Source organism: Micromonospora sp. NPDC048842 (assembly GCF_040649935.1).
Taxonomy (GTDB): domain Bacteria; phylum Actinomycetota; class Actinomycetes; order Mycobacteriales; family Micromonosporaceae; genus Micromonospora; species Micromonospora hortensis.
Genome location: NZ_JBEZGK010000008.1, coordinates 72755 through 96876 on the forward strand (window position 1 = coordinate 72755; position 24122 = coordinate 96876).

The following is a 24122-nucleotide window of genomic DNA, read 5'->3' on the forward strand; positions in this document are numbered from 1 at the left end:
GGGGATCAGCGGACGTAGGCAGCCAGGTGGCCGGTGGTGCGCTCGTCGAGGAAGCGGAGGAGTCGGGAGAACGACTCCCGCCGTCGCTCGTCGGGTGTCCACAGCCACAGCTCCCGTTTGGCGACCCGGGCGCCTCGGCGGAACTTCGGAGCGAACGCCTCGAACCCGAGGCGGTAGCGGGGCACGCCGGCCCGGATGCACGACTCGACAGGCTGCCCGAACACCAGGTGGTGGTAGGCGACGCTGGTACCGGTGACGTCGTAGTCGCTGCCGTAGCCGAGGGTGCAGCAGCCGTGCCGGCCGTACATCTGCACCGTGCAGGCGAGAACTTCGGCGTCGGACCGGCCCGCCACGGCGACCCGGATCGCCCCGGGGAGCACCGCCGCCAGGTACGCGCGGGCCGCCCGCAACTGCTGTCGGTTCGGTGCCGCGCCGTTGCGCTCGCCGGTGCGTGCCTCAAGGTCCACGATCCGGTCGACGTGCTCGGCCAGCGGCACCTCGCGGACCTGGAGCCCGGCCCGGGTCACCTCGCGCTCGGCCAGTCGGTAGTTGCGGCGCGTCTCGGCGTTCTGCCCGTCCAGGAACGCCTGGTAGGTGGGGTAGCCGCCCAGGTGCAGCGCGGACGCGGCGGTGACCGAGCCCCGGACGAAGCCGGCGGCCTCCAGCAGGTCACGCAGCAACTCGTCGTCGGTGGCCACGTACGGCAGGACCACCGCTCCCGCGCGGCCCTGCCGGACCAGGTCCTGGAGGGCCGCCACCACCTCCCGGCCGGCCTGCCGCCGCCGGGTGATGTCGACGTCGGGGGCGGTGAACAGCGGACTGCTGTCGTACGTGCGGACGACGAGCGGCTCTCCGACGGTGGTGGTGAGCCAGTCCGCGAGATCGCCCGACTCCGGTGCGTCCGGGCCGAGCGCGCCGAGCAGGGCCCGGTGCTCGGCGCGGATCCGGGTCGCGTCGTCAGCCGCTGTGAGCCGGAGGAACTGTTCCTCGGTGAGGAGTTTCCACGGGTGGCTGAACAGGCCCGTCCCGGCCACGGCGGTGACCGCGTGGATCGCGGCAACCGGCCCCCGCTCGTCGTCGGCGGTGACCAGCAGCGCGGTGCCCGGCTCCAACCGTTCGCGGAACCGCAGGTAGCCGTGGGCCGCGTCGGGTTCGGCGTCGGCGGCCAGCCGGGCCCAGGTCTCCTCGTCGACGGCGTCGATGCCGTCGGTCACGTCAGTCGCCATGCCGGATGGACCGTTCCTTCCGAATCGTCGTGTCCGCGAGGGCCCGCACCTCGGAAATCTGGGCCGCCCTGCGCAGCGGAGAGGCGTACAGCAGCAGCGAGGAGACGGTGAGCGAGACGGCCACCACCCAGACCGCCGCGGTCGCCCCGGCCAGGTCGGCCAACACCCCGCCGAGCAGCGCCCCGACCGGCAGCGAGCCGAAGGCCGCGATGCGGTAGCTCGCGGTCACCGCGCCGAGCAGGACGGGTGGGGGGACCTGCTGCCGCACTGTGACCGCCAGGACGTTGTAGATCGCCAGAGCCGCCCCGTTGATCACGAAGCCCGCCCCGAGCAGGACTGTCGCCGTGCCGGCCGCGGCGAGCCCGGGCACCAGCAGCAACCCGAGCGCGGCGACCGTGATCGAGACGGTCAGCGCCCAGCCGAGGTGCAGTCGGGCTCCGACCCGCCCGGCGACGAGGGAACCAACCAGCGCCCCGACGCTGCCGAGCCCGATGACCAGGCCGATCAGGCCACCGGAGAGCCCGAGGGTGCGTACGCCGTACACCAGGAAGACGGTCGCGAAGGCCTGCTCGTGCAGGTTGAAGAGGGCCGACTGCACGCACAGGTCCCGGATCGGTCGGCTCCGCCAGACGTAGGCCAGCCCGGCCCGGATCGTCGGCGCGTCGCCCCGGTCGGTCGCCGGCCGCAGCGCCCGAGCGGGGAGGGCCGCCATCGCCATCGCCGCCGCGCAGAACAGTGCCCCGGTGACCACGGCGGCCCAGGAGGCGCCGGCGGACTGCACGAGAAATCCCGCCGCCGCCGGCCCTGCCATCTGGGTCACCGACGTGGTGGCCTGCAACAGACCGTTGCCGGCGACCAGCCGGTCGCCGTCCAGCAACCGCGGCGCGGTGACCTGGGACCCGATGTCGTGCAGCACCGCCGCCGAGCCGATGAGGAAAGCGCCCACCAACAGCGCCGTGAAGACCAGACGGTCGGTGGCGGCCAGGGCCCCGATGCCGAACAGCACGACGCCGCGGGCCGCGTTGCCGGTGACCAGGATCCAGCGCAGCGAGGTACGGGCGGTCCAGGTGCCCACCAGCAGGGAGAACGCCAGCACCGGCACGAACTGGGCCGCGCCGACCAGACCCACCTGGGTGCCACTGCCGGCAAGCACCGTCACGACCAGCAGGGGCAACCCGAAGGCGGTGATCTGGTGTGCCGACCGAGCGGCCAGGTCGCCCAGCCAGAGGGTACGGAAGGCCGGCTCCCGCAGCGGGGGGCGCGGAGGCGCGCCGACGCCCCCACCCTCCGGCAGGCGCCGAATGTCAGCTGACACCGGTACCGGTGACGCCCGCTGCCGCGTCCGACGAGGTGACTCTGCGGTACAGCGCGTTCTCGCTCCAGATGAGGTCGACCTGGCCCCACTGCATCGCCGACACCACGTCGGGGAAGAAGCTGCGGCCGTTGTAGTTCGCGCTGGTGTTGCAGAGCACCGGGATCCCGCTCCACTTGTGGTATTCGCGCAGGACGGCCGCGAGCATCGGGTTGTCCTCTGCGCTGACCGTCTGCAACCGGGCGGTCCCGTCGAGGTGGATCGCCGCCGGGATCCGGTCCACCCAGTCGGGGCGCACCCGGTGGTCGAAGAGCATGTACGGGTCCGGGGTGCCAGGGTCGAAGACCTCCGGAGCCTGATCGGTCAGGCAGATCGGTGCGACCGGCCGGAAGCTCTCCCGCCGCTTCATCCGGTTGAGCTCGTCCTTCATCGCCGGGTCCACGGCCGGGGCGAGGATGCTGCGCGCCCCTAGTGCGCGAGGGCCCAGCTCGGCGCGGCCGTGCAGGACCACCACCGGCTTACCGGTGCGGTGCAGCAGCCGGGCCAGCTCCTCAGGTCGGCACGGCGCCACCGTCCAGCCCGCCGGAACGTGCGAGTTGTGCACGAGGTCCGGGCCGGCGAAGACGTTCCACGAGATCGGCGCCAGCCGTTGCTCTCCGCTGACCAGGATGGCGCCGGTGCCGACGGCCGAACCCGAGTCGTCCGGGAAGGGCGGCACCCACATCTCGCGGATGGCCCGGTGTGCCCGCATGGCGCTGTTCCATTTGATGTTCAGGGCGCAGCCGCCGGCGAAGCAGAGGTTCCAGGGACCGTCGCCCTTCCAGGACTCGGCCTTGGCCACCAGTCGCTCGACGAGCAGCTCCTCGATGAACTCGTGCACGCTGGCGAGCACGTCATCGTCGGAGACGCCCAGTTGGTCGGTGCGCCGACGGACGTCCTCCAGATAGGCGTGGACGTAGGCGTGGGAGGGCTCGCCGGTGCTACCGCAGCCGATGATCTCCTCGCGGTACTTGCGGACGGCCGGGCTGTTGGCCTCGAAGTGCTCGTGGAACAACTCCCCGAGGACCTGCTTGATCGGCTCCCGGGCGGTGCCGAAGGCGATGTAGGCCATCAGCTTCCCGGCCACCGAGAGGTCGTCTACGTTGCGGGACAGCTTGTCGCGGCTGTACGGCCCGAAGTGCTGCGAGGCCATCGAGTAGAAGTGCCCGATCAGCGGGAAGACCTCGCCGCCGGGCTCGACGTGGCCGTCCTTGTCCACCGCGTAGAGCCGGGGGAAGCAACCGCCGTCCCAGACCAGGACGAGGCTCGGCTCGCCCCGTCGGGCGAAGGGGCTCGTGCTGTACGCGGCGGCGAGGTGGCTCGCCACGTGCACGTGGCTGACGTACGGCACTGTGGCGTCGCCGATGGGCAACTCGCCACTGTGGCCCGGCTGTGCCGGATTCGGCACCCGCTCGGTCTCCCGGTAGGGCGCCAGGCCGACGTCGACCGGACTGCCGTTGTTGAGCCGGTGGGCCTGCCCGTGGACGGCACCGTCCCAGCCGTCCAGTGCCCACTGGTCGACGTCGGAGACCTTGTACCCGAAGTCGCCCAGGATCCGGGCGATCAACGTGAGATCGTCCACGTCGCTGTATCGACGGTTGTTCTCCAGCTTCTGCGCCTCGACGTTGAACTCCAACACGTCGTCCTGGAACAGAGCAACGCCCCCGCTCTGTGTGAGCTTTACTCCGCACGTAATACGCATAGCTGCTTCCCCCCATTTTCGGCGACTTAAAAGTCCTATCGATGTTCCGCCGCCAAGTCAACCCCTAGGTCATTGCCGACCATCGATCGGGTGCCCTTGATACGTGGATAGGGGAGTGTCGTTCCTCGATGCGCTTCGTGGGCGGCGTCGGACCAGGAAGGGGTTGCTGGAAGCCCTCTTCAAGATACCGCAATGCCTATGGGCATAATGGGATATGGAATTTCCGCCATCTGAAATTCGCGCGTTACGAGTTGGTAACTTAGCGCTGTCGGCTGTCAGGGTTGGGGTTGAGCCCGATCGCCGCCGATGGCGCCCAGGGCGGCATATCAGCAGCTCAGCATGGCTGTGACGTGCATGGGGGATTAATGAGTGGCAATGAGGCCAGTTGGCGTCTATCTTCGACCGGGGGTGCCGCGCGGTCCGGGAGCCCTCCGGTGGACGAAGCGGATCTTGAGCGATGGATACGCGATATCCTGCAATCGACGCATCCACTCCGGCTCGGCTCGGAACTGCGCCGCGCCGAGCGCGTCGCGAGAGCCAGATTCTCCGACCCGACAATTGCCCAAGCGGTCCATCGAGCCGTTGCGGCAACAATGAACGGGCGTGATTGAGCGACGGCCACCAAGCCCGCGCAACCTGCGGGCCCGGGTCAAAAAAATCGCTCTCGAAAATTGTCCCAGGCCGGTTGGTCACACCCGAGCACGCAAAACGCCCCGACCGGATGACCCGGTCAGGGCGTTGGCGACTAGATGTCCGCTAAGGGCTAGATCAGCCCTGACGGCTCTTCCACTGCGGGTTGGCGCGGTTCACCACGACCACCCGGCCGCGACGGCGGACCACCACCGAACCCGGCTTCTGCTTCAGTGCACGCAACGAGCTACGTACCTTCATCTCTGCCTCCTCGGTGCTAGCGGTTCCGAGTATCGAAACGCCACACCCACCCGCAGGATTCCCGGCCGGTCAGCGTCGAACCTTTGGCATCCCACAGCCGTACCACTGGGCGGAGGTCACCCTCATGCCCGTACGCCGGCTCCTCGCCACGGTGCTGGTCGCTGCCGCGACAGTGCCCCTGGCCGCCACACCCGCAGCCGCCCACGGTGCCCCAACCGACCCGATCAGCCGGGCAGCGGCCTGCGGCCCCGAGGGCCGGTACGCGGCCACCAGCGCCTGCCGGGCGGCGGTCAAGGCCGGCGCGGCGGTCCGCGAATGGGACAACGTGCGCGTTTCCACTGTCAACGGGCGAGATCGGGAACGGATCCCGGATGGTGAGCTGTGCAGCGGCGGACTGTCCGCGTACCGGGGACTCGACCTTCCCCGCACCGACTGGCCCAGCACCACGTTGACCACCGGCGCGACGTTCACCTTCCGGTACCGGACCACCATCGAGCACCGGGGCACCTTCCGGCTCTACGTCACCACGCCCGACTACGACCCCCGCAAGAAGCTGACCTGGGCGAATCTGGAATCGCGCCCGTTTCTGACGCTGACCGACCCGCCGGTGCGGGCCGGGGCGTACCAGTTGGCGGGCCGGTTGCCGGCGGGCCGCAGCGGCCGACACCTGATCTACACGATCTGGCAGAACTCCAACACGCCGGACACCTACTACTCCTGCTCGGACGTGGTGTTCCGCAGCGCCAAGGCCACCGGTGCCACGGCCACCGCCACCCCGGCGAAGGTCGCCGCGACGACGAGCGCGCCGCGTACCGCGGCGAGTGGGCCGGCCGCCACCGAGACGGCGGTGGCGGCGGCGGTCGACCCGGGCGTGCCGGTGGCGTCGGTGACCAACCTCGGCGGTCGGTGGCCGGTGCTGGCCGGTGCCGCCGCCGTGCTGCTCCTGGCGCTGCTGCTGATCGGTGCCGGACGGCGACGCCGAAGCGCCGCCGCACCTGTGGGCCGGCAATGCGAGGTGCGCAACCACCGGGCCGGGCGACGCCGGATCTGGTGATCCGACCCGCCCGGGACCCGGCGGCGTTCAGCCCAGGTGGCGCTCGATCTCGGCCAACTCGTCGGCAGTGAAGTCGAGGTTGTCCAGCGCGGCGATGTTCGTCTCCAACTGCTCGACGCTGCTCGCCCCGATGATCAGGCTGGTCATCCGCGGGTCACGCAGCGCCCAGGCCAACGCGAGCTGGGCGAGGGACTGGCCGCGCCGGTCGGCGACCGCGCCGAGACCACGGATGGTGGCCATCTTCTCCTCGCTGAGGTCGCTCTCGTTGAGGAAGACGCTGGTGCGAACCCGCGAGTCGGCCGGGATGCCGCCCAGGTAACGGTCGGTCAGCAGGCCCTGGGCCAACGGGCTGTACGCGATGCAGCCCGCACCCACCTGCTCCAGCGTGTCGAGCAGGTCGTCGGACTCGGTCCAGCGGTTGAGCATCGAGTACGACGGCTGGTTGATCAGCAGCGGTGTACCCAGCTCGCGCAGGATCGCGGCGGCCCGCGTGGTCTGCTCCGAGTTGTAGTTCGAGATGCCGACGTAGAGCGCCTTGCCGGAGCGGACGATGGCGTCGAGCGCCCCCATCGTCTCCTCGAGTGGGGTGTCCGGGTCGAACCGGTGCGAGTAGAAGATGTCGACGTAGTCCAAGCCCATCCGGCCCAACGACTGGTCCAGCGACGAGATCAGGTTCTTGCGCGAGCCCCACTCGCCGTACGGGCCGGGCCACATCAGGTACCCGGCCTTGCTGGAGATGACCAACTCGTCCCGGTACGGCTTCAGGTCGGTGGCGAGCATCCGGCCGAAGTTCTCCTCCGCCGAACCGGGCGGCGGGCCGTAGTTGTTGGCCAGGTCGAAGTGGGTGACACCCAGGTCGAAGGCGCGGCGGACGATGTCGCGCTGCCGTTCGAACGGGCGGTCCGGACCGAAGTTGTGCCACAGACCGAGCGAGACGGCAGGCAGCCGCAGGCCACTGCGTCCGCTGCGCCGGTAGGTCATGGTGTCGTAGCGGTCATCCGCAGCGAGGTAAGTCACGATCATGAGCCTAGCTCCGGCCCAGCGTGGCGCGGATCGGGCGTGGAAACCGGGACATCGGGGTAGTTTCGATGCCATGCGTTTCATTGCGCTCGACACCCCCAAACCGCTGTCCAAGATCGGCTTGGGCACGTGGCAGTTCGGCTCCCGGGAATGGGGGTACGGCCCGGACTTCGAGCGGCAGGCGGCGCAGATCGTCCGGCGGGCCGTCGAGCTGGGCGTGACGGTCTTCGACAGCGCGGAGATCTACGGCTTCGGGCGCAGCGAACGCATCCTCGGCGCGGCCCTCGGCGACGACCGGCCGAAGGTCGTCATCGCCAGCAAGATCCTGCCGGTGCTGCCGGTGGCCGCAGTGGTGCAGCAGCGGGCGGTCGCCTCGGCGGCCCGGCTCGGCGTCACCAGCATCGACCTCTACCAGGTGCACCAGCCCAACCCGCTTGTCGCCGACCACACCACGATGCGCGGCATGCGGACCCTGCAGGACGTCGGGCTGGTCGGCGAGGTCGGCGTGAGCAACTACGGGCTGCGCCGCTGGCAGGTCGCCGAAGCGGCACTCGGCCGGCGGGTGCTCAGCAACCAGGTCCGCTACAGCATGCTGGACCGCGCACCCGAGCAGGACCTGCTGCCGTACGCGCGGCAGGCCGGTCGGGTGGTAATCGCGTACAGCCCGCTGGCGCAGGGCTTCCTCTCCGGCCGATACGACGCCAAGAACCCGCCGACCGGCGCGGTCCGGCGCGCCAACCCGTACTTCCTTCCGGAGAACCTGGAGCGCGGCGCGGCCCTGATCGACACAGTGCGCCAGGTCGCCGACGCCCACGACGCCACCCCCAGTCAGATCGCGCTGGCCTACCTGCTGCGCCACCCGAACGTGCTCGCCATCCCCGGGGCGTCCGGGGTCGAGCAGATGGAACGCAACGCCGCCGCCGCCGACATCGACCTCGCCGACGACGAGTACACGGCGCTGGCCGAGGCCGCGAAACGCTTCCGCCCGATCACCGGACTCGCCGCGATGCCGGCGATGCTGCGTGCCCGGTTCGGCAGACCAACCGGAAAGTGAGCACAGTGGACGACATCACCGCGCTGATCCTGGACGACCACGCCGCCTTCCGGCGTGGCTTCGCCCGCCTCGACGACGCCCGCGACGAGCAGGAGATGCTCGCCATCTGGGACGCCCTCGCCCTGCACCTGGACATCCACGCCGAGGCGGAGGAGGCGATCCTCTACCCGCACCTGGTCAAGCACGGCGACGACGGCGAGGACGAGACCGCCGACGCGATCGGTGACCACAACAAGATCCGCGACGCCGTCGCCGAGGCGAAGCTGCACCCGGTCGGCTCGGATCAGTGGTGGGAGGCGGTCGGCACCGCCCGCCGGGAGAACAGCGAACACCTGGCCGAGGAGGAGGACGAGGCGCTGCCCGACTTCCGCCGGCACGCCAGCACCGAACTCCGCGCCGAGCTGGGCCAACGCTGGCTCACCTTCTACGGCGAGCACAAGAACGGCCGCAACCTGCCGTTCCGCGACAAGGACCCGCAGCAGTACGTCGCCGACCACCGCTGAGATCTCCCCGGCACGGGGGAGTCGGCGGGACCCCTGCGGGCAGCAGAATGACGAGGTGACCCTCCGAGCGGCGCTGGCCCCGCTGGTCGCCGGCACCACCTGGCGACGCGGCGTGTTCCTGCTGCTCGGCGGCGTGCTGGCCCTGCCGTACGGGCTGCTCGCGGTGACCTTCGCCCAACTGCTCGCCGACTCGGAGATCCCGCGCCCACTGGTCTACGTCCTGCTGGTCATCGCCGTACTGATCGCCGTCGTCCCGTTGCTTGTGGACGGCAGCCGGGCCTTGGAGATCGCCGCCGTGCGGGCCCTGCTCGGCGTCGACCTGCCCGAACCCGCGCCCGGACACCACGGCGACCGGGAGACCCGACTGCGCAGCGCGCTCTGGATCGCCACCCACCTCATCGTCGGCGCCGTGGTGATGATCGCGCTGTTCAGCGCCCTGCCGATGGCGCTGGCGTTCATCGCCCAACAGTTCGGCATCGGCACCGAGCTGACCAGCAGGGAACAGTTCGGGCCACTGGACGGGCAGGACAGCGGCTGGCTGACAGTGACCGGGGTGCTCCTGCTGGTCGGCCTCGGCTACGCCGTCGCCGGGCTCGGCGCGCTCGCCGGATCCATGGCACCGGTGCTGCTCGGCCCGGCTCAGGCGGAACGGATCGCCGCCCTCGAAGCACGGGCCGCCCGGCTCGCCGAACGCAACCGGCTGGCCCGGGAGCTGCACGACTCGGTCGGTCACGCGCTGACAGTGGCCACCCTCCAGGCCGGAGCCGCCCGCGAGGTCCTCGACACCGACCCCGAGTTCGTCCGGCGGGCGCTCACCGCCATCGAGGACGTCGGACGGACCGCGATGGACGACCTCGACCACGTACTCGGGCTGCTCCGGGAGAACGGACGCGACAGGCCCGTGGTGGCGCCGCAGCGTACCCTCGCCGACCTGGACCGGTTGGTCACCGACGCCCGCGCGGCCGGCCTTGCCGTGCACGCGCAACGCGCCGGCGACCCGGCCCGGGTGCCCGCTGTGGTCTCCCGGGAGGGCTACCGGATCGTCCAGGAAGGACTGACGAACGCGGCCCGGCACGGCCACGGGCCGGTGACGGTACGCCTGGACCTGCACAGCGACGCGCTGGAGTTGGAGCTGGTCAACGCGGTGCGCCACCCCGACCGAGCCCAGCGGGGGCGGGGCGGTCGAGGCCTGGACGGTATGCGGGAGCGGGTGCTGCTGCTCGGCGGCCGGCTCACTGTGGGCCCGGACGGCGACCGGTGGCTGATCCGGGCCCGCCTGCCGTACGAGGAGACGACATGACCACCGGAGTGCTGATCGTCGACGACGACGAGCTGATCCGGGTAGGGCTGCGGGCCATCATCGACGCCCAACCCGACCTGCACGTGCTCGCCGAGGCCGCCGACGGCGCCGAGGTGCCGCCGCTGGTCGCCCGGCACCGGCCCGACGTGGTGCTGATGGACGTGCGGATGCCCGGCATCGACGGCATCCAGGCCACCCGGCACCTGCTGGCCACCTCCGCCGACCCACCCCGGGTGCTTGTGGTCACCACCTTCGCCAACGACGAGTACGTCTACGAGGCGCTACGCGCCGGCGCCTCGGGTTTCCTGCTCAAACGGGCCCGGCCCGCCGAGGTGGTGGAGGCGGTCCGGGTCGTCGCTGCCGGCGAGTCACTGCTCTTCCCGGCCGCGATCCGCCAACTCGTCGGGGCGTACGGGCCGGCGGGCGGCGACCGGTTGACCGCCGCCCGGCTCACCGAACGCGAGGCCGAGGTGCTGCGGTTGATGACCACCGGCCGGTCCAACCCGGAGATCGCCGCGCACCTGGTGGTGGGGGTGGAGACGGTCAAGACGCACGTCGGCAACGTGCTGGCCAAGCTGGGCGTCCGCGACCGTACGCAGGCAGTCATCGCCGCCTACGAGTCCGGCTTCGTCACCCCGTCCGGCTGATCTGTCCCTCCACCGGGGGAGCGGGTTCACCGCTTGCCGGGAGGGAATCCGGCGGCTGTCCGTCGAGGCTGAGAGCATGACAACGATCACTGCTTCCCCATCTCGTACCGACTCCCGCTGGCCGGACCGGCTCGCCCCACTGGCCGCCGGTTGGCTCGGCCTGTGGGGCGTCCTCGCCCTGGTCGGCATGCTCACCGGCGCCGGCTACCCGTTCGGTCCGAACGACCCTCACGGCGGCGACGTCAGCCTGCTGCGCCTCGTGCCGGTGGAGGTGGCCACCCCGCTCTTCGCCGGCGTACTGCTCACCGCAGCCGTGGCTGCCCTGGCCATGAGCCGCCCGGCGGCGCGCCCACCCGGCCCGCTGCGGGCGCTGCTCGCCGGCTACGGCTGGGCGGTCGCGTTCGTGCTCGTCCTGGTCGTGCCGGACGTCCGGGTGCTGGTCGTCCTCGGCTACCTGCCGATACTGATCGTCGGTGCGCCGTTCGGGTGGCCGCCGGTCGACTACGCCGACATCTTCAACTGGGCGCTGTTCGGCCGGTTCGCGGCGCTGGCCGGCGGGCTGCTGCTGGCCGGTGCGGTGCTCGCCTGGCAGCGCCGTACCGCCGCGGCTTGCGTGGGCTGCGGCCGCAACCACACCGACCGAGGGTGGACCACCCCGACCGCCGCCATCCGCTGGGGCCGGTGGGCCGCCGGCATCGCCGCCGTCATCCCGTTCACGTACGCGCTGACCCGGTTCGCCTGGGCGGCCGGTATCCCGCTCGGCATCTCCCGCGAGTTCCTGACCGAGATGCAGGACACCGGGCTGGTCTGGGCCGGGTTCGGGTTGGCCGCGTTCGCCACCGTCGGCGCGATCCTCACCCTCGGCCTGGTGCAGCGCTGGGGCGAGCGGTTCCCACGCTGGATGCTCGGGCTCGCGGGCCGGCGGGTGCCGGTGAAGCTGGCTGTGGTGCCCGCCACAGTGGTCGCTATCTCCGTTACCGCGGCCTCGCTGGGGCTGCTCAGCAACCCGAAGTTCTGGGAACTCACCGGCGGACTCAGCATTACCGGGGCGCCGATGCTGCTCTGGCCGGTGTGGGGCGTTGCGCTCGGCGCGGCCACCTACGCGTACCACCTGCGCCGCCGCGGGACCTGCCGGCGTTGCGACCGGGGTTGAGCGGGAGTGGGGGTGCTCCCTGATGCCCGGGGCACCCCTGCGGATGTGAGCTAGCGTGGGTCGGGTGACTGCGCCTACCTCGGTAATCCCGGTTCCACCGGCCGACCTGCCCGGCACGCTCGGCGCGCTACGGGCGGCCGGTCACCAGTACCGCACCGTCAAGCAGGAACTCCGCGACAACCTCCTCGCCCGGATGCGCTCCGGCGAGACCCGTTTCCCCGGCATCGTCGGCTACGACGACACGGTGCTGCCCGAGGTCGAGCGGGCAGTGCTCGCCGGGCACGACATGGTGCTGCTCGGCGAGCGCGGCCAGGGCAAGACCCGGCTGATCCGCTCGCTGGGCGCGTTGCTCGACGAGTGGACCCCTGTTCTGCCCGGCTCGGTGCTCAACGAGCACCCGCTGCACCCGCTCACCCCGGCGTCCCGCGCCCAGGTCGCCGAGGCCGGCGACGATCTGCCGATCGGCTGGCTGCACCGCTCGATGCGGTACGGGGAGAAGTTGGCCACCCCGGACACCAGCGTCGGGGACCTGATCGGTGACGTCGACCCGATCCGCATCGCCCAGGGCCGCACCCTCGGCGACCCGGAGACCATCCACTTCGGGTTGGTGCCGCGCACCAACCGGGGCATCTTCGCCGTCAACGAGCTGCCCGACCTGGCCGAGCGGATCCAAGTGGCGCTGCTCAACGTTCTGGAGGAGCGGGACATCCAGGTTCGCGGCTACCAGCTGCGTCTGCCACTGGACCTGCTCCTGGTGGCCAGCGCCAACCCGGAGGACTACACCAACCGGGGCCGGATCATCACCCCCCTCAAGGACCGGTTCGGCGCGGAGATCCGCACCCACTACCCGGTCGACCTGGAGTTGGAGCTGGCGCTGATCCGCCAGGAGGCCGACCTGGTCGCCGAGGTGCCGGAGCACGTGCTGGAGGTGCTGGCCCGTTTCGCCCGCGCCGTGCGGGAGTCGCCGTCGGTGGACCCGCGCTCCGGTGTCTCCGCTCGATTCGCCATCGCCGCCGCCGAGACGGTCGCCGGTGCCGCGCTGCGTCGTGCCGGTCTGCTCGCCGCCTCCGACACCCCGGACGGACGCCCCGAGGCCGCCGTTGCCCGCGTCGGTGACGCGGTGTCGGTGACCAGCACGCTGCGCGGCAAGGTCGAGTTCGAGAGCGGCGAGGAGGGCCGGGAGATCGAGATCCTGGCGCACCTGCTGCGTACCGCGACCGCCGAGACGTTCCGGGCCCACCTGGCCGGGCTGGACCTGTCCGGGTTCACCGCACTGGTCGAGGACGGCGCCGCGATCGAGACCGGCGAGTTGGTCAGCGCCGCCGAGCTGCTGCGCCAGGTCGGCACCGTACCCGGGTTGGCGAAGGTTCTGGACCGGCTCGACCTGGGCGACGCTCCCACCTCCGAGGAGGCTGCTGCGGCCGTCGAGTTCGTGCTGGAGGGGCTGCACCTGACCCGCCGGCTCGGCAAGGACGTCACCGACTCGGGGCGCACCGTCTACGGCGGCCGGGGCTGACCATGGCCGGCAACCGGTTCCGTTACGGGCAGTGGAACGGCGGGCCCGACCCGCTCGCACCCCCGTACGACGTGCGCGAGGCGGTGGACGCGGTCGGTGCCGAGGTGCTGGCCGGCGGCAGCCTGCGGGAGGCGCTGCGTGACCTGCTGCGCCGTGGGCCGCAGGGTAGGGGTGGCCTGGACGACCTGGCCGCCCGGGCTCGGCGGCTGCGCCGGGAGGCGTTGCGCAGGGGCGATCTGGACGGGGCGGTGACCCGCGCCCAGGCTCTCCTCGACCAGGCTCTCGCCGCCGAACGGGACGAGCTGCGGGGTCGCGACGACGACGCCGCGCGGTTCGCCGAGGCGGTGCTGGACAATCTGCCCCGATCGACCGCGCGGGCGGTGGAGGAGCTGTCCGGCTACCAGTGGGCCAGCGACGACGCGCGCCGCTCGTACCAGCAGATCCTCGACCAGCTCCGCGACGACGTGCTCGGCCAGCGCTTCGCCGGGCTGCGCGACGCGGTGCGCGCCTCCGCCGACCCGGCCGCCCAGCAGCGGCTCGCCGAGATGATGGGCGACCTGAACGACCTGCTCGCCCGGCACGGTCGCGCGGAGGACACCACCGACGCGTTCGCCGAGTTCATGCGCCGACACGGCGACTTCTTCCCGGAGAAGCCGGAGAACGTCGACGAGTTGATCGACGTGCTGGCCCGCCGGGCGGCGGCCGGTGAGCGGCTGATGAACTCGCTCTCCGAGCGGCAGCGCGCCGAGCTGGCCGGCCTCATGCAGCAGTCGCTCGGCGACCGCCTCGCGGGGGAGTTGTCAGCGCTCGACGCGAACCTGCGGGCGCTGCGACCCGATCTGCGCTGGGGTCGGGGTGAGCGGGTCCGCGGCGACCAGCCGTTGGATTACGCCGACGCGGCCGGCGCGCTGGGTGAGATCGGTGACCTGGACGACCTGCTGGACCAGCTCGACCAGGAACACCCGGGGGCGACCCTCGACGACGTGGACGTCGACGCGGTGGCGCGCACGCTGGGCCGGGACGCTGCCGACGACGTTCGCCGGCTGCGCGATCTGGAGCGGGAACTGCGCCGCCAGGGTTGGGTGAGCCGGGACGCGGAGGGGCTCACACTGAGCCCGAAGGCGCTGCGCCGGCTCGGCGGGACCGCGCTGCGGCAGGTCTTCGCGGAGCTGACCGCCGGACCGCGCGGCCAGCACGACCTGCGCTCGGCCGGTGCGGCGGGCGAGGTCAGCGGCGCGTCCAGGCCCTGGCAGTACGGCGATGAGCAACCGTTGGACGTGGTCCGGACGTTGACTCGGGCGGTCAGTCGCGCCGGGCCGACGGTCCCGGTGCAGCTCTCTGTGGACGACTTCGAGGTGGTGGAGACCGAGAGGCGTGCTTCGGCCGCTGTGGTGCTCTGCGTCGACCTGTCGTACTCGATGATCTCTCAGGGTCGTTGGGGGCCGATGAAGCAGACGGCGCTGGCGCTGGCACACCTGATGGAGACACGTTTCCCGCAGGACGCCCTGCAGATCGTGGGCTTCGGCCGGGAGGCGATGACGCTCACCCAGCAGGAGTTGGCGGCAGTGGAGCCGGACATGGAGCAGGGCACCAACCTCCAGCACGCGCTGCGGTTGGCGGGCCGGCACCTGCGCCGGCATCCGGACGCCGAGCCGATCGTGCTGGTGGTCACCGACGGCGAGCCGACCGCGCACCTGGACCCGGACGACGGGGAGGCGCTGTTCCACTGGCCGCCGCTGCCGGAGACGATCGAGGCGACGGTCCGCGAGGTGGACCGGTTGAGCCGCTACGGCGCCACGCTCAACCTGTTCATGCTCGGCGACGACCCGGGTTTGCGGCGCTTCGTCGACGCGGTGGCCCGCCGCAGCCGGGGCCGCATGTTCACCCCGGACACCGACGACCTGGGCGAGTACGTGGTCAGCGACTACCTCCGCTCCCGCCAATCGCGCCGCTAACTCCCGCCGCGGCGGGTTGACTGGGGGGATGGAGAGCGGGGGATTGCGGCGGGCTTACGGTGCCCTGTTCGCTGAGGTCGACGCTGGCGGGTTCGGTCCGGCTCCGGAGGGGCAGCTCAGTGCCGAGCAGATCGTCGCGCATCTGGTCGCCAACGACGAGCTGATGATCCAGGCCACCGAGGCGTTGCTGGCCGGGTCGCCGTTCGCCTACTACGAGTTGGCGGAGGACATGCACCGCCCGCAGCTCGACGCGCTCGCCGCCGAGCACTGTGGTCTGCGTGGCCTGACCGCGCTGCTGCACGGCACCAGCGACAGGCTGTGCGGGCTGGTCGACCAGCTCGGCCTGGCAGCGGAGACCCCGGTCGAGACGCACCTGCGCGAGGGCTTCGACCTCGTCGTCGACGAGCCACTGCCCTGGTCCCGCACCCTGGACCTGCACACCCGGGTGCACCTGCCCAAGCACCAGGCCCAACTGCACGAGCTCCGGTCCTGAGCGACGCCGATCGGCCGGTCGGCGTCGCAGGTCTTGCCCAATTGAGCGTGATGTCTGTGAGTCATCACGATGACCCACAGACATCACGCTCGCACTAGTGCCGCCCACCCCACCCCAATCCCTCCGCCGACAAAAGTGGCATAAGAGGGCAAGTAAACAACAGTAAATGCAAGATCGCGGGGGCGGGGGCGGGGGCGGGCTCGGGGTCGGGGCGGGGTCAGGTTTGGGTTAGGGCTGGGCGGGGGTGGAAGGTGCGGCGGTAGGTGGACGGGGCCACGCCGATGCGTTGGTGGAGTTGCTGGCGTAGGGCGGCGGTGGTGCCGAACCCGCAGTGGTGGGCGATCTGGTCGACGGTGAGGTCGGTCGTCTCCAGCAGCAGTCTCGCGTGGTCGGTGCGCTGTTGCAGCAGCCACTGCGCCGGGCTCAGGCCGGTCTCCGACCGGAAGCGTCGGGTGAAGGTGCGCACGCTCATCCGTGCCTGCTCGGCCAGGTCGCGCAGCGCGATCGGCTCGTGCAGCCGCTGCCGCGCCCACTCCCGGGCGCCAGCCGTGCTGGTGTCGGTTGCCTTCGGCACCGGCTGCTCGATGTACTGCGCCTGACCGCCGTCGCGCCACGGTGGCATCACGCAGCGGCGGGCCGCCCGGTTGGCCACCTCGCTGCCGTGGTCGAGGCGGATGACGTGCAGGCAGAGGTCGATGCCGGCGGCGACTCCGGCCGAGGTGAGCACCCGGTCGTCGGCGATGAAGAGCACGCCCGGATCAAGGTCCACCCGGTCGTGCAGGCGGCGGAACCGCTCGGCGTACGCCCAGTGGGTGGTCGCCCGCCGCCCGTCGAGGAGCCCGGCGGCGGCGAGCACGAACGCTCCGGTGCAGATCGACATGATCCGGGCGCCCCTCTCGTAGGCCGCGCCCAGCGCCTCGGTCACCTCCGGCTCGACGGTGCCCGCTGTCAACGCGGTGCCGTCGTGGATGCCCGGGACGATCACCGTTTCCGCTGTGTCGAGCAGCTCCAGCCCGTGGTCGGGGACCACCTGAAAGCCGGCGGTGCTGCGCACCGGCCGTCCGCCCGGAGTGCACACCCGGACGTCGTAGAAGGGTGTGCCGTCGGCCGCCCGGGCCGTGCTGAAGACCTGGGACGGGGTGCCGAGGTCCAGGCCAACCACCTGGTGCAGGGCGAGTACGGCGATCCGGTGCGGGCCAGCGCTCATGGCCCGATTATTGCGCATGATGGCTTTCCGGCCACTCGTCGAGGTAGGTGGCCCGGCTCAGACTTGTTCCGTGACCAAGAACCGCCGTCTGCATCCCGCCTGGCTGGTCGCCGCCGTCGCCTTCGTGGCGCTGGTCGGCGCGGCCGGCTTCCGCGCCACGCCGTCGGTGCTGCTGCACCCGCTGCACGAGGAGTTCGGCTGGCCCCTGGCCACGATCTCCGCGGCCGTATCGGTCAACCTGCTGCTCTACGGGCTCACCGCGCCGTTCGCGGCCGCCCTGATGGACCGGTTCGGCATCCGCCGGGTGGTCTCGGTGGCGCTTCTGCTGGTCGCCGCGGGCAGCGGTTTGACGGTCTTCATGACCGCCAGCTGGCAGCTCCTGCTCTGCTGGGGTGTGCTGGTGGGGCTGGGCACCGGCTCGATGGCGCTGGCGTTCGTGGCCACCGTCACCGGCCGTTGGTTCGTGCACCGACGGGGCCTGGTCACCGGAGTGTTGACCGCCGGCGGGGCGGCCGGGCAACTGGTGTTCCTGCCACTGATCGCCATCCTGGTACGCGACCACGGCTGGCGTAGCGCCGCACTCGTGGTGGCCGCGGCGGCGCTGGCGGTCGTACCCCTGGTGGTGTGGTTGCTGCGCGAACACCCGGCGGATCTCGGCCTGCCCGCCTACGGGGCGACCGAGGTCGTCGCGGCGCCGCCGGCGACCGGCGGCGCGGCGACCAGGGCGCTCGGCGCGCTGGCCGCAGCGGCCCGGACCCGACCGTTCTGGCTGCTGGCCGGAGGCTTCGCGATCTGCGGGGCGACCACGAACGGCCTGGTCGGTACGCACTTCGTGCCGGCCGCGCACGACCACGGGATGGCCCAGACCACAGCGGCCGGGTTGCTCGCCCTGGTGGGGCTCTTCGACATCGTCGGCACTATCGCCTCCGGCTGGCTCACCGACCGGGTGGACAGCCGGTTGCTGCTCGGCATGTACTACGCGCTGCGCGGGTTGTCCCTGCTGGTGCTGCCGAGCCTCTTCTCCGGCACCGCCGAGCCGAGCATGCTGGTGTTCATCGTCTTCTACGGCCTGGACTGGGTGGCCACCGTGCCGCCGACGGTGGCGCTGTGCCGGGAGTACTTCGGTGGCGCCGGAGCTGTGGTGTTCGGCTGGGTGTTCGCCGCGCACCAGCTCGGCGCGGCGATCGCCGCGACCGGCGCGGGCCTGGTCCGGGATCGGCTTGGCGACTACGCGATGGCCTGGTACGTGGCGGGCGCACTGTCGATCGGTGCCGCCGGGCTCTCGTTGCTGCTGCGCCGCCGACCGGCCCGTCCGGTGCCGGAGGCCGTGCTGGTCGCCGCGACCGCGCCCAGGGCGTGGAGCTTCCGGGGCTGAACCGCGACGCGTCGGCCGGTCAGCTCACCGTCCACTGCTGGGCCGGCCTGCCGTCGCACTGTCGCTGCCGGATGTCGTCGCCGGCCTCGACGGCGTCGTCGTCGGCCTGCGCGCACTTGTTGCTGTGCGCGGCGATCAGCAGCACCGCGCTGGTGCCGGTGCCGCCGAACCGCCACTGCTGGTTGGCCCCACCGTGGCAGGGGAACTGGAGCAGCCGCGCGCCGTCGTCCCCACTGCCACCCTCGACGTCGAGGCACTGCCCGTACGCGGCATTGGTCAACGTCAGCACGCCCGTGCCGGCCGGGCTGATCACCCACTGCTGCTCCGGGGCGCCGGTGCACACTGCCAATTCGGCCTCGGCCTCCTTGCCGTCACCGTTGAGCCCCAGGCAGAGGCCCGAGGCGGCGCGCAGCACCCGGGGCCCGGTGGGCGGGGCGGCCGGCGTGCTGGCCGACGGGGTCGGTGACGGCTCTGCCGGTGCGGTCGGGCTCGGCTCTCCGGCCGGCTCGCTGGGCTGCGCCGCGCTGGACTGCGTACCGACCGACGCCGGTACCGACGGCTCGTCGTCACCGTCGAGCAGCCCGGTGGCGAAGACGACCCCCAGGAGTGCGCCGACGGCCCCGACCGCCACCGCGACCCGCAGCAGCGGATCGGCCAGCGGCCCGGAGCGCGGTGCCCGGTGACCGCCGTAGACGGTGCCGGCGGGGTCGGGACGTTCCTCGGGCGCGGACATACGCGCCATCCTCACCCACGACGTCGCGCCGGAGCCAGCCCGGCGGTGCGGGGGTCGGCGAGGCTCAGCGGGTGGGCTGCGGGTCGGTGACGTCGGCCACCGTGGCGTCGAGGGCGGCGATCGCGGCGTCGGCGGCGATCGCGATGGCGAGACCGCGCTCGCCCGCACCCAGGGTGATCTCCCGCCCGCGCAGTCGCTCGTCGGCGACCACCGGCCAGGCAGTGCTCGCGCCGAACGGCGTGATGGTGCCGCGTTCGTAGCCGGTGGCGGCCAAAGCGCCCGCCGCGTCCGGCATGGAGAGCCGGTGCACCCCGAGCAGGGTACGCAGCTTGGGCCAGGAGATGACCCGGTCGCCGGGGGTGAGCACGAACAGGTGATCGTCTTCACCACGGCGAACCACTATCGTCTTGACCACGTCGGGGACGGCCACACCGCGGACGGCGGCCGCCTCCGCGAGACTGCCGACCGCACCGTGGCTGACCAGCCGATACGGCAGTTTGGCGTCGTCCAGGGCGATGATCGCTGGCGATGGCATGCCCGCCACGGTATCCGTCGGGCCTGCCACCGGACGGGAAACTGCCACCGCCGACATCCCACGGTTTCCAAACGGCGAGCGTAAGGTGATCACATGCGCGCTGAGCGTGTGGATCAACCGATTGACCATGATCAAGCGGTGGACACGCTGCGGCGGTCGTACGCCGCGGTGCCCACTGGCGAGCCTGTCCGGCTGGCCAAACGCACCTCCAACCTGTTCCGTCCCCGGTCCGCTCCCCGGACCCCGGGGCTCGACGTGAGTGGCCTGAACGGTGTGCTGTCGGTCGACCCGGCCGGCCGTACGGCCGACGTGCAGGGCATGTGCACCTACGAGGACCTGGTCGACGCGACGCTGCCGCACGGCCTGATGCCGCTGGTGGTGCCGCAGTTGCGCACCATCACGCTGGGCGGCGCGGTGACCGGCCTCGGGATCGAGTCGACCTCGTTCCGCAACGGCCTGCCGCACGAGTCCGTCCAGGAGTTGGACGTGCTCACCGGCTCCGGCGAGATCATCACCGCCCGACCCGACGGCGAGCACGCCGACCTGTTCACCGCGTTCCCCAACTCGCTGGGCAGCCTCGGCTACGCCACCCGACTGCGCATCGAGCTGCAACCGGTCGGCCGGTACGTGGCGTTGCGCAACGTCCGGTTCACCCAACTGGAGGCGCTGACCGACGCGATAGCTGAGGTGACCGCCACCCGGTCCTGGGCCGGCGAGCCGGTGGACGCGATGGACGGGGTGATGTTCAGCCCCGGCGAGGCGTACCTGGTCTTGGCCACGTTCACCGACGCGGCCGACCCGCCCAGCGACTACACCGGTCAGGCGATCTACTACCGGTCGCTGCGCCAGCGCACCCGTGACGTGCTCACCGCGTACGACTACCTGTGGCGCTGGGACACCGACTGGTTCTGGTGCTCGTCGGCGTTCGGCGCGCAGCACCCGGTCGTGCGCAGGCTCTGGCCGGCGCGTTACCGGCGCAGCGACTTCTACCACCGACTGGTCCGGTTGGAGCACCGCCACCAGGTGGCGGCCCGGATCGACCGGCTGCGCGGGCAACCGGCCCGGGAGCGGGTCGTGCAGGACGTGGAGATTCCGCTGGACCGTACTGCCGACTTCCTGCGCTGGTTCGCCGGCGCTGTGGGAATGAACCCGGTGTGGCTGTGTCCGTTGCGACTGCGTGAGCCGGCGGGGCCCGGTTCGGCGCGGTCCTGGCCGCTGTATCCGCTGCGGCCCGGGCAGGACTACGTCAACATCGGGTTCTGGGGGAGCGTGCCGATCGCGCCGGGCGCCGCCGACGGCGACGTCAACCGCACGATCGAACGCAGGGTGTCGGAGTCGGGCGGGCACAAGTCGCTCTACTCCGACGCGTACTACGACCGGGACGCCTTCGATCGCCTCTACGGCGGCGACACGTGGCGCGCGGTGAAAGACCGCTACGACCCGGACCACCGGCTGACGGGACTGTACGAAAAGGCGGTAGCACGAGCATGAGCCTGACCGACAGAGATCAGGGGGCGGCGAGCGTCCCCGCCACCCCGCCGGCGGGGGGCCGGCACACGGGTCCGACCGTCGCGGATGTCATCCGCGCGGTCACCACGGGGCCGTTGCCGGTGCGGATCACCGGGTACGACGGCAGCGCCGTCGGCCCGTCCGACGCCGGCATCACCCTGGCGATCCATTCCGAGCGCGGGCTGTCGTACCTGCTCACCGCACCCGGCGACCTGGGCATGGCCCGGGCGTACGTCAGTGGTGACCTGGCGTTGCAGGGCGTGCACCCGGGCGACCCGTACGAGGCGTTGCGGGTGCTCAAGGACGAGCTGCGGTTACGCCCACCGTCGCTGGCCGAGGGGCTGGCGCTGGTCCGTGGGCTGGGCTGGGAGCGGCTGATGCCGCCGCCGGCACCGCCGCAGGAGGCACAGCCCCGGTGGAAGCGGGTGATGAACGGGCTGCGGCACTCGCGGGTGCGTGACAGCACTGCCATCTCGCACCACTACGACGTGTCCAACGCCTTCTACGAGAAGGTGCTCGGTCCGTCGATGACGTACACCTGCGCGGTTTTCCGGTCTCCGGACGACACGCTGGAGCAGGCCCAGGCGGCGAAGTACGACCTGGTCGCCGGCAAGCTGGCGCTGAAGAAGGGGATGCGGCTGCTGGATGTCGGGTGCGGCTGGGGTGGCATGGTGCGCCACGCCGCGCGCGAGTACGGCGTCAAGGCGCTCGGTGTGACCCTTTCGCAGGCGCAGGCGCAGTGGGCGCAGGCCGCTATCGAGCGGGAGGGGCTGACCGAGTTGGCGGAGGTGCGATACCTCGACTACCGGGACGCGCCGGCCGAGCAGTTCGACGCCATCTCCTCGATCGGGTTGACCGAGCACATCGGGGTGCGCAACTACCCGGCCTACTTCGGGTCGCTGCGCAGTCGGCTGCGGCAGGGCGGGCGACTGCTCAACCACTGCATCACCCGCGCTGACAACCGGGCGCCGCACCGCTCGGGCGCCTTCATCGACAGGTACGTCTTCCCGGACGGTGAGCTGGCCGGTCCGGGCCGGTTGATCAGCGAGGTGCACGACGCCGGGTTCGAGGTGCACCACGAGGAGAACCTGCGCCAGCACTACGCGCTGACGTTGGCCGCCTGGTGTCGCAACCTGGTCGAGCACTGGGACTTCTGCGTCTCGGAGGTGGGCGCGGGCACCGCCCGGGTGTGGGGGCTCTACATGGCCGGGTCGCGGATGGCGTTCGAACGCAACGGCATCCAGCTGCACCAGGTGTTGGCCACCCACAACGGCCCGAACGGCGTGAACGGCTACCCGCTGCGACCGGACTGGTTGCCCTGATCACCTGCTGACCGCCGCCTGAAGCCGCGTCGGAGAAAGTCGGCGCGGCTTCTCGCGAAGCGATTGACAAAGAAGTTTTGTACGTACAAACTGATTTTGCCATGAGAGATGTCCTGTACCTGGAGCAGATCGAGCAGGCCGAAGTCCTGCTCAAGCCGCAGCGCGTCGAGGTGCTGCGGCAACTTGCCGAGCCACGCACCTGCACCGAGGTCGCGGCCCGACTCGACCAGACGCCACAGCGCGTCTACTACCACGTCAAGCAACTCGTCGCGGCTGGCCTCGTCGAGCTGGTAAACGAACGCAAGGTCCGCGGCATCACCGAAGGCATCTACCAGGCCGCCGCCCGCTCCTACTGGCTCTCCCCACGACTCGTCGGCCGGATCGGCCTGCGCCGGGCCCGCGACGAACTGAGCCTGGGTTACCTGCTCGACCTGATGGAGGAGGTCCAGGCCGACATCGCCGGCCTGGACCGGGCGGCGCCCGAGCTGCCCTCGATCGGGGTCTCCGGCGAGATCCGGGTGCCGGCCGAGCAGCGCCAGCAGTTCCTGCACGACCTGCAAACCGCACTTCAGGACCTGTTCACCCGCTACGGCGGCAGCGAAGGAGATTCCTTCAAGCTGGCCGTCGCCTGCTATCCGAAAGGGAACGACAATGAGTGAGCCGATGAAGGTCAAGGCCCGTCTCTCCGCGCCCGTCGGGCGCGTCCGCCAGGCCCTGACCGACCCGGCCGAGCTGCGTGTCTGGCTGGCCGAGCACGCCGAGGTCGAGCTGCCCCAGCGGTACGAGTTCTGGGGTCGCTACACGCCCGAGGGCGACGCCCCGCATCAGCGGCTGCTGCACGCCGACGACGACACGCTGCGCTTCGGCTGGCTGCTCGACGGGGTGGAGACCACCACCGAGTTCCAGTTGACAGCCGAGGGCACCGACAGCACAGTGCTGACGCTGATCCAGAGCCACTTCGACTTCGCCGAGGCGATGAGCGGCTCCACCATCCGGGGCGTGCTCCAGACGTTCTGGGCGCTGTCCATCGCCAACCTGGCCGCCCAGGTGGAGGGCAAGCCACTGCTGCCCCGCACCGACTTCACCTCCGCCGACCTGCGCGGTGAGCTGGTCATCGCCGCCCCCGCCGACAAGGTGTGGGAGTCGCTGACCGACTCCGAGCAGGCCAGCGCCTGGTTCGGCTACCCGATCGGCATCGAGCCCTGGGTCGGCGGCCGGTACGCCATGGGCGGCTTCGAGACCGGTTACGCGGCCAAGGTCGTCGACCTGGAGCCCGGCCACCGGATGTCCGTCGACTGGGGGCCGACCGGCGTGACGAGCTGGGAGCTGGCCGAGTCCGGTGGACGCACCACGCTGACCTTCGTGCAGAGCGGCTTCGACGAGGCCAACCCGCCGTACGGGGCCTGGAGCGGGTCGGTTGCCGGGCTGTTCGAGCTGCGCCGCTTCCACGAGGTGTCGAACTGGCAGCCGATCTGGATCTCCGAGGAGATCCCCGGCCTGGAGCCCGCGCCGGCCAACTGATCTCGACATTCCCGACCGGCCTCCACCTTGGACACCACGCCATCGGTGACCAAGG

Annotated in this window: 22 protein-coding genes; 14 read left to right on the plus strand and 8 right to left on the minus strand. The window is 71.3% G+C overall.

Annotated elements, in window-relative coordinates; all coding sequences use genetic code 11:
• Nucleotides 1-5: 5 nt before the first annotated feature.
• The 4 genes from AB0C19_RS13700 to AB0C19_RS13715 all read right to left on the minus strand — a co-directional run bounded on the left by AB0C19_RS13700 (nucleotide 6) and on the right by AB0C19_RS13715 (nucleotide 5170).
• Nucleotides 6-1226, minus strand: coding sequence for a hypothetical protein (locus AB0C19_RS13700; RefSeq protein WP_357184126.1), 1221 nt, complete (start codon nucleotides 1224-1226; stop codon nucleotides 6-8).
• A complete protein-coding gene (locus AB0C19_RS13705) occupies nucleotides 1216-2541 on the minus strand; it encodes an MFS transporter (RefSeq protein WP_357184129.1) in 1326 nt (441 codons plus the stop codon). The genes AB0C19_RS13700 and AB0C19_RS13705 overlap by 11 nt, the downstream gene beginning before the upstream one ends.
• Entirely contained in the window at nucleotides 2531-4279 is a 1749-nt protein-coding gene (locus AB0C19_RS13710) for a carbamoyltransferase N-terminal domain-containing protein (protein ID WP_357184133.1), read from the minus strand. Before AB0C19_RS13710 ends, AB0C19_RS13705 begins: the two co-directional genes overlap by 11 nt.
• 768 nt (nucleotides 4280-5047) lie before the next feature.
• A complete protein-coding gene (locus AB0C19_RS13715) occupies nucleotides 5048-5170 on the minus strand; it encodes a 50S ribosomal protein L36 (RefSeq protein ID WP_030490864.1) in 123 nt (40 codons plus the stop codon).
• Between the two features lie 124 nt (nucleotides 5171-5294).
• On the opposite strand from AB0C19_RS13715, the gene AB0C19_RS13720 reads away from it, so the two are divergent.
• Nucleotides 5295-6224 carry a lytic polysaccharide monooxygenase gene (locus AB0C19_RS13720; protein ID WP_357184136.1) on the plus strand — a complete coding sequence of 310 codons (930 nt, stop codon included), beginning with the start codon at nucleotides 5295-5297 and terminating at the stop codon, nucleotides 6222-6224.
• Between the two features lie 27 nt (nucleotides 6225-6251).
• On the opposite strand, the gene mgrA is transcribed toward AB0C19_RS13720, so the two are convergent.
• The gene (gene mgrA / locus AB0C19_RS13725; protein ID WP_357184139.1) at nucleotides 6252-7247 is read right to left on the minus strand and encodes an L-glyceraldehyde 3-phosphate reductase; all 996 of its coding nucleotides are present in this window, start codon (nucleotides 7245-7247) and stop codon (nucleotides 6252-6254) included.
• A 70-nt stretch (nucleotides 7248-7317) separates the two neighbouring features.
• Between mgrA and AB0C19_RS13730 the strand changes: the two genes are divergently transcribed.
• The 8 genes from AB0C19_RS13730 (at nucleotide 7318) to AB0C19_RS13765 (ending at nucleotide 15865) form a co-directional block, all read left to right on the plus strand.
• Nucleotides 7318-8298, plus strand: coding sequence for an aldo/keto reductase (locus tag AB0C19_RS13730; protein WP_357184142.1), 981 nt, complete (start codon nucleotides 7318-7320; stop codon nucleotides 8296-8298).
• Complete coding sequence (locus AB0C19_RS13735; protein WP_124854064.1) at nucleotides 8295-8801, plus strand: hemerythrin domain-containing protein; 507 nt, start codon at nucleotides 8295-8297, stop codon at nucleotides 8799-8801. The genes AB0C19_RS13730 and AB0C19_RS13735 overlap by 4 nt, the downstream gene beginning before the upstream one ends.
• 55 nt (nucleotides 8802-8856) lie before the next feature.
• Nucleotides 8857-10101, plus strand: a complete 1245-nt coding sequence (locus AB0C19_RS13740; RefSeq protein WP_357184146.1) for a histidine kinase — start codon at nucleotides 8857-8859, stop codon at nucleotides 10099-10101.
• A complete protein-coding gene (locus AB0C19_RS13745; RefSeq protein WP_238683505.1) occupies nucleotides 10098-10748 on the plus strand; it encodes a response regulator transcription factor in 651 nt (216 codons plus the stop codon). Before AB0C19_RS13740 ends, AB0C19_RS13745 begins: the two co-directional genes overlap by 4 nt.
• A gap of 76 nt (nucleotides 10749-10824) precedes the next feature.
• Nucleotides 10825-11901, plus strand: coding sequence for a hypothetical protein (locus AB0C19_RS13750; RefSeq protein WP_357184151.1), 1077 nt, complete (start codon nucleotides 10825-10827; stop codon nucleotides 11899-11901).
• 55 nt (nucleotides 11902-11956) lie between these two features.
• Nucleotides 11957-13417 carry a sigma 54-interacting transcriptional regulator gene (locus tag AB0C19_RS13755; protein WP_357184154.1) on the plus strand — a complete coding sequence of 487 codons (1461 nt, stop codon included), beginning with the start codon at nucleotides 11957-11959 and terminating at the stop codon, nucleotides 13415-13417.
• 2 nt (nucleotides 13418-13419) lie between these two features.
• Nucleotides 13420-15372 (plus strand): VWA domain-containing protein, encoded by a 1953-nt coding sequence (locus AB0C19_RS13760; RefSeq protein WP_238683502.1) that lies wholly within the window; start codon nucleotides 13420-13422, stop codon nucleotides 15370-15372.
• A 28-nt stretch (nucleotides 15373-15400) separates the two neighbouring features.
• Nucleotides 15401-15865: a hypothetical protein gene (locus AB0C19_RS13765; RefSeq protein WP_357184157.1), complete on the plus strand. Its 465-nt coding sequence runs from the start codon at nucleotides 15401-15403 to the stop codon at nucleotides 15863-15865.
• Between the two features lie 217 nt (nucleotides 15866-16082).
• Here AB0C19_RS13765 and AB0C19_RS13770 read toward each other — a convergent pair whose 3' ends face one another.
• The gene (locus tag AB0C19_RS13770) at nucleotides 16083-17090 is read right to left on the minus strand and encodes a helix-turn-helix domain-containing protein (RefSeq protein ID WP_357184160.1); all 1008 of its coding nucleotides are present in this window, start codon (nucleotides 17088-17090) and stop codon (nucleotides 16083-16085) included.
• A 52-nt stretch (nucleotides 17091-17142) separates the two neighbouring features.
• Here AB0C19_RS13770 and AB0C19_RS13775 point away from each other — a divergent pair, with 52 nt between their 5' ends.
• Complete coding sequence (locus AB0C19_RS13775; RefSeq protein WP_357184164.1) at nucleotides 17143-18447, plus strand: MFS transporter; 1305 nt, start codon at nucleotides 17143-17145, stop codon at nucleotides 18445-18447.
• A gap of 19 nt (nucleotides 18448-18466) precedes the next feature.
• On the opposite strand, the gene AB0C19_RS13780 is transcribed toward AB0C19_RS13775, so the two are convergent.
• Nucleotides 18467-19180 (minus strand): RICIN domain-containing protein, encoded by a 714-nt coding sequence (locus AB0C19_RS13780; RefSeq protein WP_357184167.1) that lies wholly within the window; start codon nucleotides 19178-19180, stop codon nucleotides 18467-18469.
• A 64-nt stretch (nucleotides 19181-19244) separates the two neighbouring features.
• Entirely contained in the window at nucleotides 19245-19715 is a 471-nt protein-coding gene (locus AB0C19_RS13785) for a YbaK/EbsC family protein (RefSeq protein ID WP_357184170.1), read from the minus strand.
• 93 nt (nucleotides 19716-19808) lie between these two features.
• On the opposite strand from AB0C19_RS13785, the gene AB0C19_RS13790 reads away from it, so the two are divergent.
• The 4 genes from AB0C19_RS13790 (at nucleotide 19809) to AB0C19_RS13805 (ending at nucleotide 24067) form a co-directional block, all read left to right on the plus strand.
• Entirely contained in the window at nucleotides 19809-21206 is a 1398-nt protein-coding gene (locus AB0C19_RS13790; protein WP_357184174.1) for an FAD-binding oxidoreductase, read from the plus strand.
• Entirely contained in the window at nucleotides 21203-22546 is a 1344-nt protein-coding gene (locus AB0C19_RS13795) for a class I SAM-dependent methyltransferase (RefSeq protein WP_357184177.1), read from the plus strand. The genes AB0C19_RS13790 and AB0C19_RS13795 overlap by 4 nt, the downstream gene beginning before the upstream one ends.
• A 101-nt stretch (nucleotides 22547-22647) precedes the next feature.
• Entirely contained in the window at nucleotides 22648-23205 is a 558-nt protein-coding gene (locus AB0C19_RS13800) for a helix-turn-helix domain-containing protein (protein WP_357184179.1), read from the plus strand.
• Nucleotides 23198-24067 (plus strand): SRPBCC family protein, encoded by an 870-nt coding sequence (locus AB0C19_RS13805; protein WP_357184182.1) that lies wholly within the window; start codon nucleotides 23198-23200, stop codon nucleotides 24065-24067. The genes AB0C19_RS13800 and AB0C19_RS13805 overlap by 8 nt, the downstream gene beginning before the upstream one ends.
• The last annotated feature ends 55 nt before the right edge of the window (nucleotides 24068-24122 follow it).

Bases quoted from the DNA above. Each gene is read 5' to 3' on its own strand.
- AB0C19_RS13780 (WP_357184167.1), bottom strand. From the start codon at position 19,180: ATGTCCGCGCCCGAGGAACGTCCCGACCCCGCCGGCACCGTCTACGGC.
- AB0C19_RS13795 (WP_357184177.1), top strand. From the start codon at position 21,203: ATGAGCCTGACCGACAGAGATCAGGGGGCGGCGAGCGTCCCCGCCACC.
- AB0C19_RS13715 (WP_030490864.1), bottom strand. From the start codon at position 5,170: ATGAAGGTACGTAGCTCGTTGCGTGCACTGAAGCAGAAGCCGGGTTCG.
- AB0C19_RS13750 (WP_357184151.1), top strand. From the start codon at position 10,825: ATGACAACGATCACTGCTTCCCCATCTCGTACCGACTCCCGCTGGCCG.
- AB0C19_RS13730 (WP_357184142.1), top strand. From the start codon at position 7,318: ATGCGTTTCATTGCGCTCGACACCCCCAAACCGCTGTCCAAGATCGGC.
- AB0C19_RS13790 (WP_357184174.1), top strand. From the start codon at position 19,809: ATGCGCGCTGAGCGTGTGGATCAACCGATTGACCATGATCAAGCGGTG.
- AB0C19_RS13800 (WP_357184179.1), top strand. From the start codon at position 22,648: ATGAGAGATGTCCTGTACCTGGAGCAGATCGAGCAGGCCGAAGTCCTG.
- AB0C19_RS13785 (WP_357184170.1), bottom strand. From the start codon at position 19,715: ATGCCATCGCCAGCGATCATCGCCCTGGACGACGCCAAACTGCCGTAT.
- mgrA (WP_357184139.1), bottom strand. From the start codon at position 7,247: ATGATCGTGACTTACCTCGCTGCGGATGACCGCTACGACACCATGACC.
- AB0C19_RS13710 (WP_357184133.1), bottom strand. From the start codon at position 4,279: ATGCGTATTACGTGCGGAGTAAAGCTCACACAGAGCGGGGGCGTTGCT.
- AB0C19_RS13770 (WP_357184160.1), bottom strand. From the start codon at position 17,090: ATGCGCAATAATCGGGCCATGAGCGCTGGCCCGCACCGGATCGCCGTA.
- AB0C19_RS13745 (WP_238683505.1), top strand. From the start codon at position 10,098: ATGACCACCGGAGTGCTGATCGTCGACGACGACGAGCTGATCCGGGTA.
- AB0C19_RS13765 (WP_357184157.1), top strand. From the start codon at position 15,401: ATGGAGAGCGGGGGATTGCGGCGGGCTTACGGTGCCCTGTTCGCTGAG.
- AB0C19_RS13700 (WP_357184126.1), bottom strand. From the start codon at position 1,226: ATGGCGACTGACGTGACCGACGGCATCGACGCCGTCGACGAGGAGACC.
- AB0C19_RS13760 (WP_238683502.1), top strand. From the start codon at position 13,420: ATGGCCGGCAACCGGTTCCGTTACGGGCAGTGGAACGGCGGGCCCGAC.
- AB0C19_RS13805 (WP_357184182.1), top strand. From the start codon at position 23,198: ATGAGTGAGCCGATGAAGGTCAAGGCCCGTCTCTCCGCGCCCGTCGGG.
- AB0C19_RS13720 (WP_357184136.1), top strand. From the start codon at position 5,295: ATGCCCGTACGCCGGCTCCTCGCCACGGTGCTGGTCGCTGCCGCGACA.